Genomic DNA, 20,530 nt, shown 5'->3' on the forward strand with positions numbered 1-20,530 from the left:
CTTCCGGCAAGGTTCGTCGCATGATGTCCGAAAGAAGTTTCCTCGAGTCGCTGTTCCACGTTGCTGTCGAGGCGGCGCTTCCTGATCGCTGCATAGACGCTTTCCTGCCGGAAAAGCCGAAGGGGCGGACGATCGTGATCGGGGCGGGCAAAGGGGCGGCTCAGTTGGCTGCAGCCTTTGAGGAACGATGGGACGGACCGATTTCGGGCGCTGTCGTCACGCGTTATGGCTATGCCGCGCCGTGCAAATCGATCGACGTGATCGAGGCGGCGCATCCGGTTCCCGACGAAGCGGGTCTGAAGGGCGCGGCGCGGCTTTTCGAATGCGTCGAGGGTTTGACGGAAGACGATCTGGTGGTCGCGCTGATTTGCGGCGGCGGTTCGGCGTTGCTTCCGTCCCCGCCCGGCGACCTGGCGCTCGCCGACGAGATTGCGCTGAACCAGGAGCTTCTGAAGTCCGGCGCGCCGATTTCCGTGATGAACTGCATCCGCAAGCATGTTTCCGGCATCAAGGGCGGCCGGCTGGCGCTTGCCGCGTCGCCCGCCAGGGTCGTGTCTCTTATCGTTTCCGACATCCCAGGCGACGTTGCGTCCTACGTGGCGTCGGGTCCGACAATTCCGGGCGAAGGAACGCTCGAAGAGGCGCGGGCATATATCGAGGCCTACGAAATCGATCTGCCGAAGGCTGTTCAACGCCATCTGTCAGGCGACGCCGCGCGCGCGCCGGATGCGGACGATCCGCGTTTCGAGGGAAACGAGACCCATATCATAGCCTCGGCGCAAATCTCGCTGGAAGCGGCCGCCAGGGCGGCGCGCGAAAGGGGCTTCGACGCCTTCATCCTGTCTGACGCAATGGAGGGCGAATCGCGCGAGGTCGCCCACGTACATTCGGCGATCGCCAAGCAGGTGCTCATTCGAAACCAGCCCTTCTCCAAGCCCGTCGTCATCCTGTCGGGAGGCGAGACCAGCGTGTCCCTGAAAAACAAGGGCCGCGGAGGACGCAATGGAGAGTTTTTATTGTCTTTTGCGCTCGATATCGATGGCGAGGCGTCGATCTATGCGCTGGCGGCCGACACCGACGGAATCGACGGGAGCGAAGACAATGCAGGCGCCTATGCCGACGGCGATACGGTTGCAACCATTCGCAAGGCTGGCGGCGACCCGGCCTGGCTGCTTCGGCATAATGACTGCTGGGCGGCGTTCGACATGGCCGGCACGCTCTTCGTTCCGGGCCCAACCGGCACCAACGTAAACGATTTCCGGGCTATACTCGTCAAATGATTTGCGGTTGATGGAAAATTGTTAAGCAACCGCCAAAAACAGCGGTTCCATTATACTGCAATGCCGATAAACTGTGCCAAGTCTTGGTTGGAAAAGTGACGTTTTTATGCAGGAAATCGGGGGAGCGGATATTGTATTTATCAGATCCGGTCTGTGCTCCTGTTCCCGCAATTGACATATAAATGATCTGTGAGGGGAATTAATGACGATCGACATAGATATCAAGCCGACCGTGAGTGAGCTTGTGCAGAAGTTCAAGGATCCGGCGCTGAGGGTCGTCAACCAGCAGGCCAACGCCGAGACGATTTCGCGGATGAAGCGCTCCAGCCCGGTGGTGGTCGGCGTCGGAAAAGCCAAGGATCACATTCCCGGAATGCGGGAGAACCTCATACTCCATGCTGGACCGCCCAATAGTTGGGACAAGGCCTCCGGCGCCATGAAGGGCGCCATCATCGGCGGCATGCTGTTCGAAGGCCTCGCCAAGAGCAAAGACGAAGCTGTCGCCCTGATGGAAAAAGGCGAAGTGAATCTGGAGCCGTGTCACGACCACGACGCGGTCGGGCCGATGGCCGGCGTCACCACCTGGTCCATGCCGGTCTATATCATCGAAGACCAGGTCTCCGGTCAGAGAACCTATTCCAATATCAGCGATGATCTCGGCGACTTCATGGGCGCTTCGGTGCGTTTCGGCGTGTATGAAAAGCCGGCTATCGATCATCTCCATTGGGTGGCGGATACGTTCGGTCCGATCCTCAACGATGTCATCCAACATGTGGGTCCGATCGATCTGCTGCCGATCATCGGCAAGGGACTGTTGCTCGGTGACGACTGTCACGTCGCCATGACTGCAACAACGCCGATGTTTCTGCGGGTTCTGATGCCGGGCCTGATCAGAACCTGCAAGGATCAGGACACGCTGCTCAAGATTACCGAATTGATCTACTGCGACGAACTGTTCACACTGAATCCGATCATGGCTACCTGCAAGGCGATCAGCATTGCTGGCAGCAATGTCGCCCACAGCAGCATTGTCACCGTCATGGCCCGCAACGGAACCGAATTCGGAATCAAGGTGTCGGGGTTGGGAGATCGGTGGTTTACCGGACTCGCCGAGATCGGACGGGGTTTCCTCATGCCGGGATTGTCGCCGGCCGATGTCGGAAGGGATATGGGCGACAGCGCCATAACCGAAACCATGGGTCTGGGCGGAACGGCGAGATCGATCGCCGGCGGATTCAAGGACGCGACCGGCACGACGACGCAGCTCTACGGCGTAACGGAATCGGAAAGCGACTTTTTCCGCATACCCGCGCTGGAAAACCGTGGTTCGCCGATGGGCTTCGACGTCCTGAAGGTCATCGAGAAAAAGATTCGTCCCGCGGTGAATTCCGGTCTGGCGAACAGGCAGATGAACCGACCGGCCGCCGGAGTCGGGTATCTGCATCCGCCTATGGAGGCTTTCATCAGCGCGGCGATCGCGCTTGGCGAAGCCGAAGCATGACACATGAACATTCCGGTTCTCGATGATTCCTGCCGGGCGGCGGACCTTGAAACGGCCGGTTGACATGATTTTCCCGCCGATTGCGGCGGGGACGGTTCCGTACTGGCGGTTACCGTTGCGGAGCTGTTCGCAGCTATGCTTCCAGACAAATGAACTGACCGGGCTGTTCTTCCTTGCCGCAGTTCTGGTCTCATCTCCCATTTCCGCGGTCTATCTGCTTGTGGCGGCAATCATCGCGCCGGCGGGTCGCTGGGTAATCGGCGACCGGGACCATGCCGAAGACACCGGTCTGCCCGGGCTCAATCCCTCGCTGATCGCGGTTTCGCTGCCTTCGTTCTACGAGACGGGATGGACGAATTTCGGCATGTGGGGCGTTTTGCTGGCGTGCATCGTGGCTGCTGTCGCCCTGGTCAAACTGTTCCTCTATTTCCTGCCGTTTCCTTTTTTCATCCTGCCCTTTCTTATCATTTTCTGGGTTCTGGCCGCTCTTGCTCCGCACGTAGACGTGCTGCAGCCGCTGGCCTTTCCAGTTCTGCAGGTCGCCGATTTCAATCCGATGCTCGCTGTGCTGATGGGCCTTGGGCAGGCTGTGTATTCTCCAACGATCCTGTCGGGGGTTCTGTTCATAGTCGGCATGCTGGTGAGCAACTGGCGGCACGCCGTGGTCGCCGCATCAGGCGCCATCGTTGGCACCATGGTGTCCTATTACTACGGGGACGTGGATCCCGGGAGCGTCAATCTGGGTCTTTACGGCTTCAACGGGGTGCTTGCCGCCGTTGCAGCCTATGTGACTTGCGGGGAGAAGTTGAGGCTCGCCGTGCTGGGCGCCATTCTTGCAACCATGCTGATCCCGGCGGTCGGGGATCTCGGCCTGCAGTCACTGGCCGCGCCATTCCTCATCACCATCTGGCTGATGTTGGTCCTCGGATGGGTCGAAGACAAATGGTTCGGTCCTTCCGAAGAGGAAGCGTAACGAAACATTCCGCCGCTATTCGGCGCCGATTCTTTCGATGCGTCCGATCAGGTTGCCCGCAGTTCTCAGCGAAGCGCCGCAGGACAGCACCATTTGCGGAAGGATCATCCACTCAAGAGACCATGCCGCCCCGGATCGTTCATTCTCATGAATCAAAGCCTGGTGCATTCCGCCGGTCTGCGCAGCATTGTAGCGGGCGAGCGTCACAAGCAGTTCGGCGGAGACCGGGTTCTGTTTGTGCGGCATGGCGGATGATCCGCCTCCGCCGCTGATTGCTATCTCTGAAACCTCGTTCTGCGCCATGAGCGAAATGTCCTGACCGATTTTGCCCAGCGCGCCGGTCACTTCGCTGAGCCAGCCGGCAAGCGCCGCCAGCGCTCCGCGCTGCGTGTGCCAATTGACGGATGGCGCCAGGTCGAGCTCGACGGCGAGCGCTTCGCTGATGTCCTTTCCGTTTTCGCCCAGCTTGTCGAGTGTGCCGACAGCGCCTCCAAACTGGAGGCGCAGCAGTCGCGGGCGCAATGCTTCGAGCGCCACGGCTGCGTCCTGCAATGGCCGCGTCCAGTTGCGAATCTTGTCGCCGACCGTGATCGGAAGAGCGGTCTGCATGCGTGTGTGGCCGTTTAACTTCTGCGAACCCGAGGCGCCTGCAAGGCGGGTCAGGCCAGCCGTCACTTGCGCGATTTCATGCTCGATCTGTTCGAGCGCCGGCTTCAGGCGCAGGATGAGGGACGTATCGATGACATCCTGGCTTGTCGCGCCGAAATGGACGTGTTGCGCATTAGGCTCGCCGACGGCCTTGCGCAACTGCCGCACCAGTTCGGGGACGCATACGCCGTCGCGCCGTGTGGCTTCGCTGAGCGCGTCCAGATCGGGCGAGAATGCGTCGGCGGCCGCTTCTATCGCCCGCGCGGCGCCTTGCGGTATGACGCCGGCGTTCTGCTGCACCCTTGCAAGCGCCGTCTCGAAACGCAGCATGGCGTTGATTTCAGCCTGCAGCTCGAAACAGCGGGCGACCTGGCCCGGATCGAACAGCTTGCCGAGGATAGGATTGTCAAAGACTGTGGCGGACATGGCGGAGCCTGGAAATCATCCGGCGCTCTCTTCCCTGCGCTTGACCTCGTCCACGAAAGCCTTGATGGCTTCCGCGAGCACGATGGGCTGCTCTATGCAAGGCAGATGGCCGGCATTGGGGATCGGCTGGTACATGGCGTCGGGAATAAGCTTCGCCATCGCGCCTACGAGATCCGGCGGCGTGGAGCCGTCCTCTTCCCCCACGATGCATATCGTCGGCACACTGATTTTTTCCGCTTCGGCCGTCAGGTCAGCGTCGCGCAGGGCTGCGCAGGTTCCGACGTAACCCTCTTGCGGCGTCCGGACGAGCATATTTCGATAGCCGGCGAACTCATCGGTCTGTTCCTCGCGAAACTTCCGGGTGAACCAGCGTTCGAGAATGGCGTCGGAGATCGACGCTATGCCGGCTTTTTCGATCGCTTCAATGCGGCCGTTCCACAGGTCGGCATTGCCGATTTTCGGCGCCGTGTCGCAAAGGATGAGAGCCCGCACGAGATCGGGACGCCTGGCGTACAAACCCTGCGCGATCACGCCGCCGACGGAGAGGCCGCAAATGAAGGCGTTGGTGACGCCGAGCAGATCAAGCAGTCCCTTAAGGTCGCCGACATGATCGTCGATGGAATAAGGCGACTGGACGACATCGGACAGTCCGTGCCCACGCTTGTCATAGGCGACAATCGCAAATTCGCCCGCCATGCGCATGATCACGTCGCGCCAGATGCGAAAATCCGTTCCGAGACTGTTGGAAAACACAATGACGGGACGGCCTTCCGGCGCTCCTATCAGCTGGAAGTGTATCGTGACGCCATTTATTCGGGCAAATTGCATGGATCCCCTTCCCAAAATGCGCGGCGACCGCCCAGGGTCCCGGACCGCGTCATGCCTCTCCTGCATGAAAGCAGATCAAAACAGGAAGGTAAATTGATAAATCTTCCGTCCACTCATGGCAGATCCGCTATCGCTCGCGGGCGTTACGTTACCGCCGACCGGACCTGGAAGCGGTCGTCCCGCCAGGCATTGCTTTGAAGTATGTCGGAGAGCGTCGCCACGGCGTCGAAAACATCCACAAACCCGATATAGAGCGGGGCAAAGCCGAAGCGCATAATGTCCGGCGCGCGGAAATCGCCGACGACGTCGCGTGAAATCAGCGCCTGCATGACGGCGTAGGCGTTTTCGTGCCGGAAAGAAACCTGGCTGCCGCGTCGGGCCGAATCGCGGGGGCTCGCCAGTTCAAGTCCGAATCCGGCGCATTCCTGCTCGACCAGCGCGATGAAATATTCACAAAGTTCAACCGATTTTGCCCGTATGGCGGCGATATCGACGCGATCCCAGATTGCGAGCGCGGGTTCGAGCGCCGTCATGGAAAGCACCGGCGGCGTTCCGGTGAGAAAGCGATGAATGGTTTTGGCCGGCTCAAAGGACGGGTCGAAGGCGAAAGGTCGGCTATGGCCGAACCATCCGGACAAGGGTTGTTCGGCGACGGTTTGCAGCCGTGGCGCGACATACACGAATGCCGGGGCTCCGGGGCCGCCATTGAGATATTTGTAGGTGCAGCCAACGGCGAAGTCTGCATCTGCTCCGGCAAGATCGACAGGGAGAGCGCCGGTCGAATGGGCCAGATCCCAGACGACGAGCGCGCCTGCCTCATGCGCCATTCTTGTGATGTCCGCCATGTCGTGCACGCGCCCGGTGCGGTAATTGACGTGGGTGAGCATGACGACGGCCACGCTGTCGTCGATGGCTTGCGCAACGTCTTCCGGCCTGTCGATGAGCCGCAGTTCGTGTCCCTTGCCGGCGAATGCGCTGAGCCCCTCGACCATGTAGAGATCGGTCGGAAAATTGCTGCGCTCGGAGACGATGACCTTGCGACCGGGATTCAGGCGGATCGCCGCCGCCAGCACCTTGAACAGGTTGATCGAGGTGGAATCCGTCACCACAACGTCATTGGCGTCGGCGCCGATCAACGGCGCGATCCTGGCGCCGAGACGCAAAGGCATGTCGTACCAGCCGGCGGTGTTCCAGGAGGCGATGAGGTCATTGGCCCACTCATCTTCGATGCAGGCCTGCATCCGCTCGCGCACCGAAACGTGCATGGGGCCGAGCGAGTTGCCGTCGAGATAAATCAGACCCGGCCTCAGAACGAACTCATCACGAAATTCGCCAAGCGGATCACAGCTGTCACGCTCCTCAGCATTGTCGCGATTGATCTGCATTAGAGCTCGCCTCCGGTCGCCGTTTGAATATTTCAAGTATAAAATAAATTTGCAGCCTTGTGCAATCGAAACCACCCTTTTCGTTGACCTCGCGCCGCACATCTGATTTCAGAAGTGTTCTGCGATTGAACGCCGTATCTGAAACAATGACGCGAATAAACACCGCCGCCCAACGCCGGGTTTCCATCTTCGGATCGACAGGCTCGATCGGATGCAGCACGCTCGATGTCATTTCGCATCTGGGTGGACGCGAAGACCTCCCGGTTGTTGCGCTTACCGGCATGGATAACATCCCCCTGATTGCGAAACAGGCGCGCGCCTATGGCGCAGAACTGGCGGTCACGGCCGATGAAAACCGCTATCAGGACCTGAAAAACGCTCTCTCAGGGTCCGGAGTGGAAGTGGCTGCGGGCGCATCGGGACTGCTCGAGGCGGCGGAACGCGAGGTCGATTGCGTCATGGCGGGCATAGTGGGCATGGCGGGGCTTGCGCCGACGCTGGCCGCGGCGGCGCGGGGCGCGGACATAGCGCTCGCAAACAAGGAATGTCTGGTCGCGGCGGGCGACCTGTTCAAGGCGCATATCCGGCAAGGCGGCGGACGGCTGCTTCCTGTCGACAGCGAGCATAACGCGATCTTCCAGGTATTCGATCACGCCAACCCGGAAACCATTGAACGGGTCATACTGACCGCGTCCGGCGGACCGTTCCGCAACAGGAGCCTGCACGACATGGCCGGCGTGACGCCCGAGCAGGCCAGCTCACACCCCAACTGGTCGATGGGCATGAAGATATCCATCGACAGCGCTTCCATGTTCAACAAAGCGCTGGAGATGATCGAGGCGATGCATCTGTTTTCGCTCAAGCCGGAGCAGATCGAGGTCGTTATCCACCCCCAGTCGATCATCCATTCGATGGTCGGATACCGGGACGGGTCGGTGCTTGCGCAACTCGGCATGCCCGACATGCGCACAGCAATCGGTTATGCGCTCACCTATCCGACGCGTTCCGATCTGCCGGTCGAGCGACTGGATTTCAGCAGGCTTTCGCGGCTCGATTTCGAGCCGCCGGACGAAATCCGCTTTCCAGCGCTGGGTCTGGCGCGCAGGGCGATGGAGGATGGCGGCGCGTCCGGCGCGATCCTCAACGGAGCAAAGGAAGTCGCCCTGGAAGGGTTCATCACCGGCAAGATCGGATTTCTCGATATGGCGGAAATCGTGGACAGCGTCATGGAGCGGCTATCGTCTTCCGATCCCTTGCGCGATATCGAGGACGTCTACGAGGCCGACCAGGCGGCGCGGGAAGCAGCCCGCGGGTACATTGGAGAAATGGGCCCGATTTCCTGACCGGACGGTTCCAGCTTACGCCCGTGAAGGGGAGCCGTTCATCGCCTGTTCAGGTTCAGCGAATTATGCATGGCGAGGTCTTGGACAGGAATTGCGCGGGACGGTCCGGATCGACGATCAGAGCCGGCAAAAATTGTCCCCAAGGTAGTGCAAACACTCGAAAATTATGTATTGTACGGTCGGCTCTTCCTCGATGGGAAGTTAAACGGAGGCTTTGACATGAAGAAATTGTTGGCTCTGGCGCTGGTGGCTGCATTCGTCGCCGGGTGTACGCCGACCGAACAGGGCGCGGCTATCGGAGCAGGTACAGGCGCGGCCGTTGGCGCAATCGCGACGGGCACCGTCGGTGGAACGCTTGCTGGCGCAGCCATAGGCGGCGTGGCGGGCGCAGTGATCGGGCGCGTGTCCGAGGGCTCCAACCGGTGCTACTATCGCGACAGATATGGCCGTCGCTATGTCGACGCGTGCCCGCGGGGCTACTGATCGACCGGGTAAGACGCCTTACCGCTATTGAATCCTGAAGCCGGCGACCGAAAGGTCGCCGGTTTTGTTTGTATCGCGCAATTCGCGTCCTAGGCCTCCTCGAAAGCCTCAAGTCCGGCGTTGAGTTGATCGAACAGCTCCGGTCCGAGCGTTTCTCTCAGCCGCCTCTCGAAATCGAGGGCGAGCTGCGCCAGGGCGCGGTAGTTTTTCTGCCCGAGCGCGGTCAGCGTAAGGTGTTCGACCCTTCTGTCTTCGCTGTCGGTTTGCCGTTTCAGCCAACGTCTGTCTTCAAGAGCCTGCACGGCGCGGCTGACTTTCGTTTTGTGCATGGCCGAATGCCGCCCGATATCGGTTGCAGTCAGGCAGCCATATTGTCCGAGCGTTGCAAGCGCCCGCCACTCCGGACGCGTCAATCCGCTGTGCCGCCGATATATGGCGGCAAAGCGCCGGCTCACTGTTTCAGCGGCGCGATTCAGCCGGTAGGGCATGAAGTGTTCGAGGGAGAGAAGCGGATCGGACGCGCCTGCCACGGCAAACTCCGTTGATAGTTACAAAATGGATTGTTACGTTTGCAACAAATATACCAATAACCGTAGTGAGGGAAATCATGCACGCCGCCTACATGCCCGGATTCGGCAATGATTTTGAGACCGAATCCCTGCCCAACGCCCTGCCGCAAGGCCAGAACAGCCCGCAGAAATGCAATTACGGGCTCTACGCCGAACAGCTTTCCGGTTCGCCCTTTACCGCGCCGCGCGGCACGAACGAGCGATCATGGCTCTACCGAATCAGGCCGAGCGTGCGGCATACGAGCCGGTTTTCATCGGTCGAACTTCCCCACTGGAAAACCGCGCCACACATGACGCACGGCCATCTGACCATCGGACAGCTTCGGTGGGACCCGGTTCCCATGCCGAATGAAAAGACGACCTTCATAGAAGGCGTGCGCACCATGACGACGGCGGGCGACGTGCATACGCAGGTAGGCATGGCGACCCATATCTATGTCTGCAACACGCCGATGGTCGATGATTATTTCTTCAACGCAGACGCCGAACTCCTGATCGTTCCGCAGATCGGCCGCCTCCGGGTCTTCACCGAAATGGGCAAGATCGACCTCGAGCCGCTCGAAATCTGCATCATACCGCGCGGCATGATCTTTCAGGCAAGTCCCGTTGGAGAACAGGCGCGCGGCTACATCTGCGAAAATTACGGCGCCAAGTTCACTCTTCCGGATCGTGGTCCGATCGGCGCAAATTGCCTTGCCAATCCGCGTGACTTCAAGACCCCGGTCGCCGCCTGGGAGGACAAGGAAACCGATTGCCGGGTTCAAGTGAAATGGTGCGGTCGCTTCTACGTCACGGAGATCGGTCATTCGCCGCTCGACGTCATCGCCTGGCACGGAAACTACGCGCCCTATAAATATGACCTGAGAACCTATTCACCCGTGGGAGCCATTCTCTTTGACCATCCGGACCCGTCCATCTTCACGGTGCTGACTGCGCCGAGCGGGGAAGAAGGAACCGCCAATATCGATTTCGTCATCTTCCCGCCGCGCTGGATGGTGGCTGAACACACCTTCCGTCCGCCCTGGTATCACCGCAACATCATGTCGGAATTCATGGGTCTCATCCAGGGTCAGTACGACGCCAAGGAAGAGGGCTTCGTGCCGGGCGGCATGAGCCTGCACAACATGATGCTGCCGCATGGACCCGACGCGATGGGTTTCGACAAGGCGTCGAATTCGAATCTGGGTCCAGCTAGGCTCGAGGACACAATGGCGTTCATGTTCGAGACGCGTTTTCCTCAGCATGTGACACAATACGGCATGGATCTGGATACGTTACAGGACGACTATATAGATTGCTGGAAAGATCTGGAAAAACACTTCGACGGAACGATCGAAGGCAATTGGGGGAAATAGCATGAAACTCGCCACCTTGCGCGACGGCTCGCGTGACGGACAACTGGTTGTCGTCTCGCGGGATCTGACGCAATGCACTGTCGTCAATCACATCGCAGCAACGCTTCAGGACGCGCTTGACGACTGGTCGGCGCTTGCGCCGCGACTGGCCAGAGCCGCGGAAGCGCTGGAATCCGGTTCGCAGCCGACGCAGCGCTTTCACGAAAGCGAGGCGCTTTCGCCGCTGCCGCGCGCCTATCAGTGGGCTGACGGATCGGCCTATGTGAACCACGTCGAGCTGGTGCGAAAGGCGCGCAACGCCGAGATGCCGGCCAGCTTCTGGACGGATCCGTTGATGTATCAGGGTGGCTCCGACGCGTTCCTTGCGCCGCGCGACGCCATCCTCATGGAAGACGACGCCTGGGGCATCGATATGGAGGGCGAGGTCGCCGTCATCGTCGACGATACGCCCATGGGCGCAAGCGTTGATGAGGCGCGGGACAGGATCCGGCTGGTCATGCTGGTCAATGACGTGTCCTTGAGAAATCTCATTCCGGCAGAGCTTGGCAAGGGGTTCGGCTTCTTCCAGAGCAAGCCGTCTTCCGCGTTTTCGCCGGTCGCCGTCACGCCGGATGAACTTGGCGATGCGTGGGACGGCGGAAAGCTGCATCGACCATTGCTTGTCGAGTATAACGACAAACCGTTCGGCCAGGCCGACGCGGGCGTCGACATGACCTTCGATTTCCCGACATTGATCGCCCATGCAGCGAAATCGAGGCCGCTGTCGGCGGGCGCAATCATCGGCTCGGGAACGGTGTCCAACAAGCTCGACGGAGGGCCGGGCCGCTCGATCGCAGAGGGCGGCGCAGGTTTTTCCTGCATCGCCGAGATCAGGATGATCGAGACGATCATGTCGGGTAAGCCCGCCACCCCCTTCATGTCGTTTGGAGACAAGGTGCGGATCGAGATGAAGGACGGCTCGGGCCACTCCATCTTCGGCGCTATCGAGCAAACTGTAGAAAAATACGAGAGGAAATCCTGAACCATGGCCAAGGAATTTGCGTCGCGCGGCGACATGACCGAAAAGGCCGTCACCTTTTCGGAAATCGGTCGCGATCTTTGGGCCTTCACCGCCGAAGGCGATCCCAACACCGGCGTGATCATCGGTGACGACTGCGTCATGATCGTCGACGCGCAGGCAACTCCGCGTCTCGCCAACAAGGTGGTCGAAAAGATCCGCGGCGTGACGGACAAGCCGATCCGCTATGTCGTCCTGTCGCATTACCACGCCGTGCGCGTGCTTGGCGCTTCAGCCTACGGCGCCGACGAGATTATTGCGTCCGACACCTGCCGCGCGATGGTCGCGGAGCGCGGACAGGAAGACTGGGATTCCGAATTCGAGCGCTTTCCGCGGCTCTTCCAGGGGCATGAGAGCATTCCGGGGCTGACCTGGCCGACCATGACTTTTGCGACCAAAATGACTGTCTATCTCGGCAACAGGCGCGTTGACCTGATGCATCTTGGACGCGCGCACACAGCCGGCGACATCGTCGCCTGGGTGCCCGACGAAGGGGTCATGTTCACCGGCGACATCGTCGAATACCATTCCGCCTGTTACTGTGGCGACGGGCATTTCAGCGATTGGGGCGCGACGCTCGATGCGATCAAGGCTTACCGGCCGGCGGCGATCGCGCCCGGTCGCGGCGACGCGCTCGTCGGCGACGAGATGGTGAATGCTGCGATCGAGAACACCCAGGATTTCGTCGAAAGCACCTATCGACCGGCTGCAGCCGTCGCTGCCCGCGGGGGTTCGCTGAAGGACGCCTGGGATGCGGTCAGGGCCGAATGCGACCCGAAGTTCGCCGACTATGCAATCTACGAACATTGCCTCCCGTTCAATGTCGCGCGCGCCTATGACGAAGCGCAGGGCATGGATACGCCTCGCATATGGACGGCGGAGCGTGACAAGCAGATGTGGGAGTCTCTCCAGGGCTGACACGGTCCGGGACGGGAAGTCGGGAGGAGTTCCATGAGCAAGATTTTCGAGACGCCGCTCTATGCCTATGAGCGCAGCGCGGACCAGGACGCGGGGACGCCGGTCAGGCATCCGGTCGTCGTTATCGGGGCAGGCCCCATCGGCCTGGCCGCCGCCATCGATCTGGCGCAATCCGATGTGCCGGTGGTGGTGCTGGACGAGAACGACCGGGTGAGCTGGGGGTCACGGGCGATCTGCTACGCCAAACGGCCACTGGAAATTCTTGACCGGCTCGGCTGCGGAGACGAATTCGTCGACAAGGGCGTGCAGTGGAATCTCGGCAAGGTCTATTTCGACGATCACAAGGTCTATGAATTCGACCTGCTGCCGGAGAAGGGTCACAAGCGGCCCGCCTTCGTCAATCTGCAGCAATATCATTTCGAGGAATACCTGATCCACCGCGTGCGCCAGTTGCAGGCGCAGGGCAAACCGCTGGATCTGCGCGGCGGAAACCGCGTGACCCACATCGAACAGGACGAGACGGGCGCGCGCCTCGATGTCGAGACGTCCGAGGGCTCCTACCGTCTCGAAGCCGACTGGCTGATTGTTTGCGACGGCGCCACTTCGCCGGCGAGAAGAGCGCTCGGTCTTGACTTTGTCGGCCGCGTTTTCGAGGACAATTTCCTCATTGCAGACGTCATCATGGACGCCGACTTCCCTGTCGAACGTCGTTTCTGGTTCGATCCGCCTTTCAATCGCGGCCAGTCTGCGCTTCTGCACAAGCAGCCCGACAATGTCTGGCGTATCGATCTTCAGCTTGGCTGGAATATCGATCGTGAGGAGGAAAAGAAGCCGGAAAAGGTAATTCCGCGGCTCAAGGCCATGCTCGGGGACGACGCGAAATTCGAACTGGAATGGGTGTCGATCTATACGTTCCAGTGCCGGCGCATGGAAGCCTTCCACCATGACCGGGTGATCTTTGCCGGCGACGCCGCGCACCAGGTCTCGCCCTTCGGCGCCAGGGGCGCCAATTCCGGCATTCAGGACACCGACAATCTCATCTGGAAGCTGAAGCTTGTCATTGACGGCAAGGCTCCGGAAAGCCTGTTGCGCAGCTACGATTACGAGCGCATGCTCGCCGCCGACGAGAACATCCTCAATTCGACGCGCGCGACGGAATTCATCACACCGAAATCGGAGATCAGCCGCATCTTCCGCAACGCCGTGCTGGACCTGGCGGAGAAGCACGAATTCGCCCGCAGTCTCGTCAATTCGGGGCGCCTGTCGGTGCCGAGCGTCTATGATGGGTCACCGCTCAACGGCCATGACGAACCGACGCTTCCGGACCGCGCCAGGCCCGGAGCGCCGGCAAGCGACGCGCCCGTCGGCGGCGGCTGGCTGATCGATCTGCTCGGAAACCGCTTCCAGCTCGTCGGATTCAATGTCGAGGTTCCGGGATCGATGGAGATTGACGGGATTCCGGTTGAAGGTCTGACTGTCGACGCGTCGTCCGGGGACTGTTTCATCCGGGATCGATACCTCGGCGACGAGAGCCAGGCGGTTTATCTGTTCCGGCCGGACCAGCACGTCGCAGCCCGATGGCTCGCCTTTGACGAAGCGGCTGTCCGGCAGGCGCTCAGGACCGCCGTCGGAAAGGGCTGAGAGGAGAAACCATGTTGAATACCAATAAAAATATAACAAGGCAGGACGACTTCCTGGAGGAACTCCTGGCCGCGCATGAGGGATTGTCCAAGTCAGAAAGCGATGCTTTCAACGCCCGCCTGATCCTGCTTCTGGCCAATCATGTCGGCGACCTTGACGTGCTCCGTGAGGCGCTCAAGGCCGCTGCTGATTCCGGTCGCCGCCGGGCGGAGTGACCTGAAACGCGTTCCGGCGAGGCCGGACACAAGCGGAGGATATTCCGAATGAAAATCGAACGGATTCACCATGTCGCCTATCGTTGCAAGGATGCGAAGGAAACCGTCGACTGGTATACGAAAATGCTCAACATGGATTTCGTTCTGGCGATCGCCGAGGACCATGTCCCGTCCACGCACGAACCCGATCCCTACATGCACATCTTTCTGGACGCCGGAAACGGCAATGTGCTCGCGTTCTTCGAACTGCCGACCAAGCCGGAGATGGGCCGTGACGAGAATACGCCGGCCTGGGTGCAGCACATCGCCTTCAAGGTGAAGGACCGTGACGCCCTGCTGGAGTACAAGGATCATCTGGAAAAGAACGGCGTCGACGTGCTCGGCGTCACGGATCATTCGATCTTCCACTCGATCTATTTTTTCGATCCGAGCGGACACCGCGTCGAGCTCGCGTGTCCGGATCCGGAAGAAAAAGGCATGCTGAAGCGTCTGGACGACGTCAAATGGGATATGCTGGAGGAATGGTCGCGAACGAAAAAGGCGCCGCGCCACGCCGACTGGATGCACGCCAAGGAACTCGCCGACACCTGATCAAATGACGGGCGCCGGCGAAAACACAGACGACGGAGAAACAATGTCGAGACCGGTTCTTTATGATTACTGGCGGTCATCCGCCAGTTATCGCGTACGGATAGCGCTCAATCTCATGGGTCTTGCCTATGACGCCGTGCCCGTCAATTTGCTGACGGGTCAGCACCGCGGCGAGGACCATATCGCCCGCAATCCGCAGGGACTGGTGCCGGCCCTTGAGATCGACGGCCATATGCTGACCCAGTCGATGGCGATCATCGAGTATCTCGACGAGACACGTCCCGATCCGGGTTTCCTGCCGACGGAAAAACACGAACGCGCGCGCGTGCGCGCGCTCGCCTATGCGGTCGCCATGGAAATCCATCCCGTCTGCAACCTGTCCGTCGCCGCCCATGTCGTGGAACTGACCGGACGCGATGAAGACCGGGCCGCCTGGATGAAGACATTCATCCGCAGGGGGCTGGTTGGTCTGGAAGGCATGCTTGCAGACGGCAAGAGCGGCATCTACTGCCATGGCGACACGCCAACCATGGCCGATCTCTGCCTGGTCCCGCAGGTCTACAACGCCAATCGCTGGGAGGTCGATATCTCCGACCTGGAGCGGATCAACGCAATCAACGAGAACTGTGTTGCGCTGAAAAGCTTCGCGGCGGCCCATCCCGACCGGATCGGACCGCCGCCGGGCTAATCCTATTCCGCGGCTTCGGTCTTGATGACGCCGCGACGGATCTGGTCTTCCTCGATGGATTCGAACAGGGCGCGGAAGTTGCCCTCGCCAAAGCCCTCGTCGCCCTTGCGCTGGATGAATTCGAAGAAGATCGGGCCGATGACCGTCTTGGAGAAGATCTGCAGCAGGATCTTCGTCTGCCCGCCGCCGACGACGCCTTCGCCGTCGATCAGGATGCCGTGTTTCTTCATGCGATCGATTGGTTCGTCATGGCCTTTCACGCGGTCGTGGGACATGTCGTAATAGGCGTCCGGCGGACCCGGCATGAACTTCAGCCCATTGTCGGCGAGCTGGTCTGTCGCTTCGTAGATGGCATCGGTGCCGACCGCAATGTGCTGGATGCCCTCGCCCTTGTACTTCTTCAGATATTCCTCGATCTGGCTGGTGTCGTCCTTCGACTCGTTGAGCGGAATGCGGATCTTGCCGCAGGGCGAGGTGATGGCGCGGCTCACCAGTCCGGTGATCCGGCCGTCGATGTCGAAGAAATGGATCTGGGAGAAATTGAACAGATCGCGATAGAAGTCCCACCACTTGTTCATATTGCCGCGATAGACATTGTGGGTGAGGTGGTCGAGAAAATAGAAACCCACGCCTTCCGGTTTCGGGTCGCGCTCGCCGATCCATTCGAATTCGGCGTCATAGGCCGAGCCCTTCTCGCCGTATTTGTCAACGAAGTAGAGCAGCGATCCGCCGATGCCGACAATGGCCGGAACGTCGAGCGCCTTGTCGTCGCCCTCATAGGGCGTGGCGCCCTTCGAGACCGCATGGTCGAAGGCGTGTTGCGCGTCGACGACGCGCCAAGCCATGGACGGGGCGCAGGGGCCGTGCTTGTCGATGAAGCGGCCACCGAAGGAATCGGTCTCGCCATTCAGGATGTAGTTGATATCGCCCTGACGCCAGACGGAGATCGCTTTTTGCTTGTGACGGGCAACGGCAACGTAGCCCATCTTCGTGAACAGCTCCTCGAGCTTCTCAGGCTCGGGATGGGCGAATTCGACAAATTCAAAACCATCGGTGCCGGCGGGATTGTCGTCGCTGATCTTGGCCGGCGGCGCATCGTGCGGAAACGGACCCATGAGAGAACTCCTTCTGCGTTTATGTTTGTTGATCTTATTATCGCGCATTTCACGTGCGAATAGTTTGCATTCTTGCCTCATGTGAGCGTAACTATGCATGAATATTGCACATGAAGGATCAATAACGCACGGATTGTGAAATGGACCGATACGACAGGAAGATCCTGGAAGAGTTGCAGCAGGATGCCCGACTGACCAACAACGACCTGTCCGAGCGGGTCAATCTGTCGCCATCGCAATGTTCCAGACGGCGCACGCGGCTTGAGCAGGAGGGATTTATCCGCGGCTATTTCGCCGGCCTCGACCGAAATCTTCTCGGTCTCGGCATCGTCAATATCATCACCGTGACGCTCGATACGCACAATCGCGACAATGCGCGTCGTTTCGCGCGCCTTGTCGAAGGCTTGCCGGAAGTGCTGGAGGCGCATTCGCTGACAGGCGAGATGGATTATCTCTTGAAGGTGGTCACGCCGGACCTGCGGGCCTTGTCGGGTTTTGTCAATGACGTGCTGCTTCCGCACGAATCCGTTCGGCACGTCAAATCGGCGATTGTCCTCGACACCTTGAAGGAAACCCACGCGCTGCCGCTCAGGTAGGCGCGCCGCCGGGAACGCCGATTGGCCTTTCGTACTGCTTGCGAATCCGGTCAGTCATGCTAATCATGCCGCGCTGAATACCTTCACCGGCCGGAAAAGGCCGATATTTCTAAGTTTCTGGGAGGATAACTTGAAGAAACGCACCCTTTTGAAAACACTCGCCGCCGCTGCGCTGGTCACGACCGGCATTGTTGGCCACGTGGCGCCGTCCTTCGCTCAGGAAGTGACGCTTCGCATGCACCAGTTTCTGCCGCCGCAGGCCAATGTGCCGAAATATGTTCTGCAGCCCTGGGCCGACAAGGTCGAAGAAGAATCGGACGGCCGCATCAAGGTCGAACTCTATGGCGCCATGTCGCTCGGCGGCACGCCGCCGCAGCTGATCGACCAGGCCGGGGACGGCGCGGTCGACATCGTCTGGACGCTTCCGGGCTATTCTCCGGGCCGCTTTCCGCGCGCCGAGGTGTTTGAACTGCCCTTCATGATGAGCAATGCGGAAGCCGGGTCGAAGGCCTATTGGGATCTCTTCGAATCCGACATGAAGGACCAGGATTTCAAGGACTTCAAGATCCTCGGCGCCTGGATGCACGGCCCCGGCGTCATCCACGCCAAGGGCGACGGCGTTCACAAGCTGGAAGACATGCAGGGTCTCAAGCTGCGTGGCCCCACGCGCGTGATCAACAATCTGCTTTCGGAAACCGGAGCGACGCCGATTGGCATGCCCGTGCCGGCGATTCCCGAAGCGCTGTCTAAAAACGTCATCGACGGCACGGTGATCCCCTACGAGGTGACGACAGCTTTGAAGATTCCGGAACTGGTCGAAACCCATACGGAATTCTCCGGCGACAAGGCGCTCTATACCGCTGTCTTCGTTCTGGCCATGAACAAGGCCAAGTATGACAGCCTGCCGGACGATCTGAAGAAGGTGATCGACGATAATTCCGGCGCTGAATTCTCGGCCTTCGCCGGACGCACCATGCAGGAATACGACAAACCCGGACGCGCAGCATCCGAGGCGGCCAATAACGAGATCGTCATTCTCGACGAAGCGGAAGTCGCCCGCTGGAAGGAAGCCGCCCAGCCGGTGATTGACAACTGGATTGCCGAAATGAACGACAAGGGCATCGACGGCGCCGACCTCTACGAACGCGCCCAGGCGCTCATGGAAAAATATACAAACGAATAGAAACTGTTAGCCGGCGGCCGCTGTTATCATGCGGCCGCCGGAACTGCTTCGGAAGCGGCGAGGCGCGTTGCGGCGCCGGTTCGTCAATCAGTCCAGCTCTTCCGGTTTGAAAAAGACCTCCATAGCTCCGGCGCGGCAGAGATGGAACTTACCGATAAAGGCGGCTTCGCGCCTTGAGACGCGCGCCTTTCCCCACAGCTTTACAGTCGTTCGCTCGGCCGGTGACGCAACCGATCGGAGCAGCCAAGGCAGTGAGTTATTCATGCAGCCCAGCACGTAGGCGCGGACCTTTTTGACGCCGCATTCCACTCCGCGATCGTTCAATTGGCCCGATCGTATTTCCCTGACCCTTCGATCCGAACCTCTGAGCAGAAACGTCTGTTCGCTTTGTGCGTACCCGTTCGACGCCAAGAAAACTCGCAATTTCGAACGTTCCGCGCCGTAGCTTATCGGCGAGCAATTGGTCGCCGCCGAAGCGGTGGATACGCCGAAAGTAAGAAGCAGGATTGCGAGGCCCCAGATCCGGCCTGCCGATTGATAGTATTCCATTTGAAACTCAGCCTGCTGTAGGTGTAAGTCACGATCAAATTGTTGTGCCATAAAAGATACATGTTATTGTCCTTAGCCGGAGCATTACGTATCGATACTGTATCGCAAGCTGAATTTCGCGGATAACAGGTTTTGCAGTCAGCGCTCTTGCCTGTACTGGTCCTCATCGGCGGCGCTTTCGGACTGGCGATCGGAATATTCAGCCCGTTTCTGACATTTGTCATCGGTCCTTTTGGCGCCAATTGCGTGCGGCTGATGGAAGTCGTCGTCCTTCCCTACCTGATTTACCTTCTCCTGTGGGAAACGACCTTCTAAAGGCGCATACACTCTCGATACCATACAGCAGAGTGGTGTGCTTCGTGTTGGATACAATTCCGAGATCATTCCTTTCTCCTATGAGAACAACGAAGGTCGACTGGTGGATCGATCCCGCGATAAGATCGCCCCGGTAGCGAGAGAGCAGTGAGAGAGCCGGATTGAAATGAACTTTCTGTTCGACGGGCCGGAAAGCGCGCCGGTTACGATATTGCTTGCCCATGGCGCCGGCGCGCCGATGGATTCGCAATCCATGAACCGGATTGTCGAAGCGCTTGCGGGCGAGGAAATACGCGTCGCCCGGTTCGAGTTCGGCTATATGGCTTTGCGGCGCAGCGAAGGTCGTCGAAAACCGCCGCCAAGGGCTGACCGCCTGATCCCGGAATACAAGGACGCGATTGATGCACTGGCGCACGATGGAGCCCTTGTCATCGGTGGAAAGTCCATGGGCGGTCGCGTCGCCAGCATGATTGCGGACGAGGAATTCGCGAATGGCAGGATCGCCGGGCTCCTGTGTCTGGGGTATCCGTTTCATCCGCCTGGCAAGCCTGATCAGCTGCGAACCAAACATCTCGAAGGGATGAGGGCGCCGACCCTCATCTGTCAGGGCGCAAGGGATCCGTTCGGGACCTCACAGGAAGTTTGCGGTTACGACCTTTCCGGCGCGATAGAAATTGTGTGGCTGGAGGACGGCGACCACGATCTGAAGCCGCGAAAGACGATCTCGGGATTTTCAATGGCTGATCACCTGCAGACCATGGCGCAGCACGTTCGCAGATGGTGCGACGGGCAGACAAAATAGAACTTCATCGTTTCGACGCGCAGAGATCAATCGCCTGTGTGGCAATAACTACAAACAATGTCATAGAAT

At 59.7% G+C, this 20,530-nt stretch carries 22 protein-coding genes; 16 read left to right on the forward strand and 6 right to left on the reverse strand.

Features of this window, described 5'->3' with window-relative positions; all coding sequences use genetic code 11:
* Positions 1-20 precede the first annotated feature (20 nt).
* The 3 genes from K1W69_RS25750 (at position 21) to K1W69_RS25760 (ending at position 3,754) form a co-directional block, all read left to right on the forward strand.
* Positions 21-1,280 carry a glycerate kinase type-2 family protein gene (locus K1W69_RS25750; RefSeq protein WP_370688318.1) on the forward strand — a complete coding sequence of 420 codons (1,260 nt, stop codon included), beginning with the start codon at positions 21-23 and terminating at the stop codon, positions 1,278-1,280.
* A 202-nt stretch (positions 1,281-1,482) separates the two neighbouring features.
* Entirely contained in the window at positions 1,483-2,781 is a 1,299-nt protein-coding gene (locus K1W69_RS25755) for a YlbE family protein (protein WP_220231355.1), read from the forward strand.
* Between the two features lie 46 nt (positions 2,782-2,827).
* The gene (locus K1W69_RS25760; protein WP_220231356.1) at positions 2,828-3,754 is read left to right on the forward strand and encodes an urea transporter; all 927 of its coding nucleotides are present in this window, start codon (positions 2,828-2,830) and stop codon (positions 3,752-3,754) included.
* Between the two features lie 15 nt (positions 3,755-3,769).
* Here K1W69_RS25760 and K1W69_RS25765 read toward each other — a convergent pair whose 3' ends face one another.
* The 3 genes from K1W69_RS25765 to kynU all read right to left on the reverse strand — a co-directional run bounded on the left by K1W69_RS25765 (position 3,770) and on the right by kynU (position 7,041).
* Complete coding sequence (locus K1W69_RS25765) at positions 3,770-4,828, reverse strand: 3-carboxy-cis,cis-muconate cycloisomerase (protein ID WP_220231357.1); 1,059 nt, start codon at positions 4,826-4,828, stop codon at positions 3,770-3,772.
* Between the two features lie 15 nt (positions 4,829-4,843).
* Positions 4,844-5,656 (reverse strand): 3-oxoadipate enol-lactonase, encoded by an 813-nt coding sequence (gene pcaD, locus K1W69_RS25770; RefSeq protein ID WP_220231358.1) that lies wholly within the window; start codon positions 5,654-5,656, stop codon positions 4,844-4,846.
* 143 nt (positions 5,657-5,799) lie between these two features.
* Complete coding sequence (kynU, locus tag K1W69_RS25775; RefSeq protein ID WP_220231359.1) at positions 5,800-7,041, reverse strand: kynureninase; 1,242 nt, start codon at positions 7,039-7,041, stop codon at positions 5,800-5,802.
* A 146-nt stretch (positions 7,042-7,187) separates the two neighbouring features.
* Between kynU and dxr the strand changes: the two genes are divergently transcribed.
* Positions 7,188-8,384 carry a 1-deoxy-D-xylulose-5-phosphate reductoisomerase gene (dxr, locus tag K1W69_RS25780; protein WP_220231360.1) on the forward strand — a complete coding sequence of 399 codons (1,197 nt, stop codon included), beginning with the start codon at positions 7,188-7,190 and terminating at the stop codon, positions 8,382-8,384.
* A 219-nt stretch (positions 8,385-8,603) separates the two neighbouring features.
* Positions 8,604-8,867, forward strand: coding sequence for a YMGG-like glycine zipper-containing protein (locus K1W69_RS25785; protein WP_220231361.1), 264 nt, complete (start codon positions 8,604-8,606; stop codon positions 8,865-8,867).
* Between the two features lie 89 nt (positions 8,868-8,956).
* On the opposite strand, the gene K1W69_RS25790 is transcribed toward K1W69_RS25785, so the two are convergent.
* On the reverse strand, positions 8,957-9,355 hold the full coding sequence (locus tag K1W69_RS25790; RefSeq protein WP_220231410.1) for a MarR family winged helix-turn-helix transcriptional regulator: 399 nt from the start codon (positions 9,353-9,355) through the stop codon (positions 8,957-8,959).
* Between the two features lie 119 nt (positions 9,356-9,474).
* Here K1W69_RS25790 and hmgA point away from each other — a divergent pair, with 119 nt between their 5' ends.
* Genes hmgA through maiA form a run of 7 tightly spaced genes read left to right on the forward strand, consistent with a single transcriptional unit; the run spans position 9,475 to position 15,901 of the window.
* Positions 9,475-10,791, forward strand: a complete 1,317-nt coding sequence (hmgA, locus tag K1W69_RS25795) for a homogentisate 1,2-dioxygenase (RefSeq protein WP_220231362.1) — start codon at positions 9,475-9,477, stop codon at positions 10,789-10,791.
* 1 nt (position 10,792) lies between these two features.
* Positions 10,793-11,812, forward strand: a complete 1,020-nt coding sequence (locus K1W69_RS25800; RefSeq protein ID WP_220231363.1) for a fumarylacetoacetate hydrolase family protein — start codon at positions 10,793-10,795, stop codon at positions 11,810-11,812.
* Between the two features lie 3 nt (positions 11,813-11,815).
* On the forward strand, positions 11,816-12,766 hold the full coding sequence (locus tag K1W69_RS25805; protein WP_220231364.1) for an MBL fold metallo-hydrolase: 951 nt from the start codon (positions 11,816-11,818) through the stop codon (positions 12,764-12,766).
* Between the two features lie 33 nt (positions 12,767-12,799).
* Complete coding sequence (locus tag K1W69_RS25810; protein WP_220231365.1) at positions 12,800-14,407, forward strand: FAD-dependent oxidoreductase; 1,608 nt, start codon at positions 12,800-12,802, stop codon at positions 14,405-14,407.
* An 11-nt stretch (positions 14,408-14,418) separates the two neighbouring features.
* The gene (locus K1W69_RS25815; protein WP_220231366.1) at positions 14,419-14,622 is read left to right on the forward strand and encodes a DUF2783 domain-containing protein; all 204 of its coding nucleotides are present in this window, start codon (positions 14,419-14,421) and stop codon (positions 14,620-14,622) included.
* Positions 14,623-14,670: 48 nt separating this feature from the next.
* Positions 14,671-15,213 carry a VOC family protein gene (locus tag K1W69_RS25820; protein WP_220231367.1) on the forward strand — a complete coding sequence of 181 codons (543 nt, stop codon included), beginning with the start codon at positions 14,671-14,673 and terminating at the stop codon, positions 15,211-15,213.
* Positions 15,214-15,256: 43 nt separating this feature from the next.
* Positions 15,257-15,901, forward strand: a complete 645-nt coding sequence (maiA, locus tag K1W69_RS25825) for a maleylacetoacetate isomerase (protein ID WP_220231368.1) — start codon at positions 15,257-15,259, stop codon at positions 15,899-15,901.
* Between the two features lie 2 nt (positions 15,902-15,903).
* On the opposite strand, the gene hppD is transcribed toward maiA, so the two are convergent.
* The gene (gene hppD, locus K1W69_RS25830; protein ID WP_220231369.1) at positions 15,904-17,016 is read right to left on the reverse strand and encodes a 4-hydroxyphenylpyruvate dioxygenase; all 1,113 of its coding nucleotides are present in this window, start codon (positions 17,014-17,016) and stop codon (positions 15,904-15,906) included.
* Between the two features lie 140 nt (positions 17,017-17,156).
* Here hppD and K1W69_RS25835 point away from each other — a divergent pair, with 140 nt between their 5' ends.
* Positions 17,157-17,612 (forward strand): Lrp/AsnC family transcriptional regulator, encoded by a 456-nt coding sequence (locus K1W69_RS25835; RefSeq protein WP_220231370.1) that lies wholly within the window; start codon positions 17,157-17,159, stop codon positions 17,610-17,612.
* A gap of 130 nt (positions 17,613-17,742) precedes the next feature.
* Positions 17,743-18,795, forward strand: coding sequence for a TRAP transporter substrate-binding protein (locus tag K1W69_RS25840; RefSeq protein ID WP_258571379.1), 1,053 nt, complete (start codon positions 17,743-17,745; stop codon positions 18,793-18,795).
* Positions 18,796-18,882: 87 nt separating this feature from the next.
* On the opposite strand, the gene K1W69_RS25845 is transcribed toward K1W69_RS25840, so the two are convergent.
* On the reverse strand, positions 18,883-19,395 hold the full coding sequence (locus K1W69_RS25845; protein ID WP_220231371.1) for a hypothetical protein: 513 nt from the start codon (positions 19,393-19,395) through the stop codon (positions 18,883-18,885).
* 81 nt (positions 19,396-19,476) lie between these two features.
* Between K1W69_RS25845 and K1W69_RS25850 the strand changes: the two genes are divergently transcribed.
* Both K1W69_RS25850 and K1W69_RS25855 read left to right on the forward strand, forming a co-directional pair.
* Positions 19,477-19,659 carry a hypothetical protein gene (locus tag K1W69_RS25850; RefSeq protein ID WP_220231372.1) on the forward strand — a complete coding sequence of 61 codons (183 nt, stop codon included), beginning with the start codon at positions 19,477-19,479 and terminating at the stop codon, positions 19,657-19,659.
* Positions 19,660-19,819: 160 nt separating this feature from the next.
* A complete protein-coding gene (locus K1W69_RS25855) occupies positions 19,820-20,461 on the forward strand; it encodes an alpha/beta hydrolase family protein (RefSeq protein ID WP_220231412.1) in 642 nt (213 codons plus the stop codon).
* Positions 20,462-20,530: the final 69 nt, after the last annotated feature.

This window comes from Flavimaribacter sediminis, from assembly GCF_019492055.1.
In the GTDB taxonomy this organism is placed as follows: Bacteria; Pseudomonadota; Alphaproteobacteria; order Rhizobiales; family Rhizobiaceae; genus Flavimaribacter; species Flavimaribacter sediminis.

What these genes read in the sequence shown, in the direction of transcription:
- hmgA (WP_220231362.1), top strand. Translation starts at nt 9,475, where the DNA reads ATGCACGCCGCCTACATGCCCGGATTCGGCAATGATTTTGAGACCGAA.
- kynU (WP_220231359.1), bottom strand. Translation starts at nt 7,041, where the DNA reads ATGCAGATCAATCGCGACAATGCTGAGGAGCGTGACAGCTGTGATCCG.
- hppD (WP_220231369.1), bottom strand. Translation starts at nt 17,016, where the DNA reads ATGGGTCCGTTTCCGCACGATGCGCCGCCGGCCAAGATCAGCGACGAC.
- K1W69_RS25800 (WP_220231363.1), top strand. Translation starts at nt 10,793, where the DNA reads ATGAAACTCGCCACCTTGCGCGACGGCTCGCGTGACGGACAACTGGTT.
- K1W69_RS25765 (WP_220231357.1), bottom strand. Translation starts at nt 4,828, where the DNA reads ATGTCCGCCACAGTCTTTGACAATCCTATCCTCGGCAAGCTGTTCGAT.
- maiA (WP_220231368.1), top strand. Translation starts at nt 15,257, where the DNA reads ATGTCGAGACCGGTTCTTTATGATTACTGGCGGTCATCCGCCAGTTAT.
- K1W69_RS25805 (WP_220231364.1), top strand. Translation starts at nt 11,816, where the DNA reads ATGGCCAAGGAATTTGCGTCGCGCGGCGACATGACCGAAAAGGCCGTC.
- K1W69_RS25750 (WP_370688318.1), top strand. Translation starts at nt 21, where the DNA reads ATGATGTCCGAAAGAAGTTTCCTCGAGTCGCTGTTCCACGTTGCTGTC.
- dxr (WP_220231360.1), top strand. Translation starts at nt 7,188, where the DNA reads ATGACGCGAATAAACACCGCCGCCCAACGCCGGGTTTCCATCTTCGGA.
- K1W69_RS25810 (WP_220231365.1), top strand. Translation starts at nt 12,800, where the DNA reads ATGAGCAAGATTTTCGAGACGCCGCTCTATGCCTATGAGCGCAGCGCG.
- K1W69_RS25755 (WP_220231355.1), top strand. Translation starts at nt 1,483, where the DNA reads ATGACGATCGACATAGATATCAAGCCGACCGTGAGTGAGCTTGTGCAG.
- K1W69_RS25835 (WP_220231370.1), top strand. Translation starts at nt 17,157, where the DNA reads ATGGACCGATACGACAGGAAGATCCTGGAAGAGTTGCAGCAGGATGCC.
- K1W69_RS25845 (WP_220231371.1), bottom strand. Translation starts at nt 19,395, where the DNA reads ATGGCACAACAATTTGATCGTGACTTACACCTACAGCAGGCTGAGTTT.
- K1W69_RS25820 (WP_220231367.1), top strand. Translation starts at nt 14,671, where the DNA reads ATGAAAATCGAACGGATTCACCATGTCGCCTATCGTTGCAAGGATGCG.
- pcaD (WP_220231358.1), bottom strand. Translation starts at nt 5,656, where the DNA reads ATGCAATTTGCCCGAATAAATGGCGTCACGATACACTTCCAGCTGATA.
- K1W69_RS25815 (WP_220231366.1), top strand. Translation starts at nt 14,419, where the DNA reads ATGTTGAATACCAATAAAAATATAACAAGGCAGGACGACTTCCTGGAG.
- K1W69_RS25790 (WP_220231410.1), bottom strand. Translation starts at nt 9,355, where the DNA reads ATGCCCTACCGGCTGAATCGCGCCGCTGAAACAGTGAGCCGGCGCTTT.
- K1W69_RS25785 (WP_220231361.1), top strand. Translation starts at nt 8,604, where the DNA reads ATGAAGAAATTGTTGGCTCTGGCGCTGGTGGCTGCATTCGTCGCCGGG.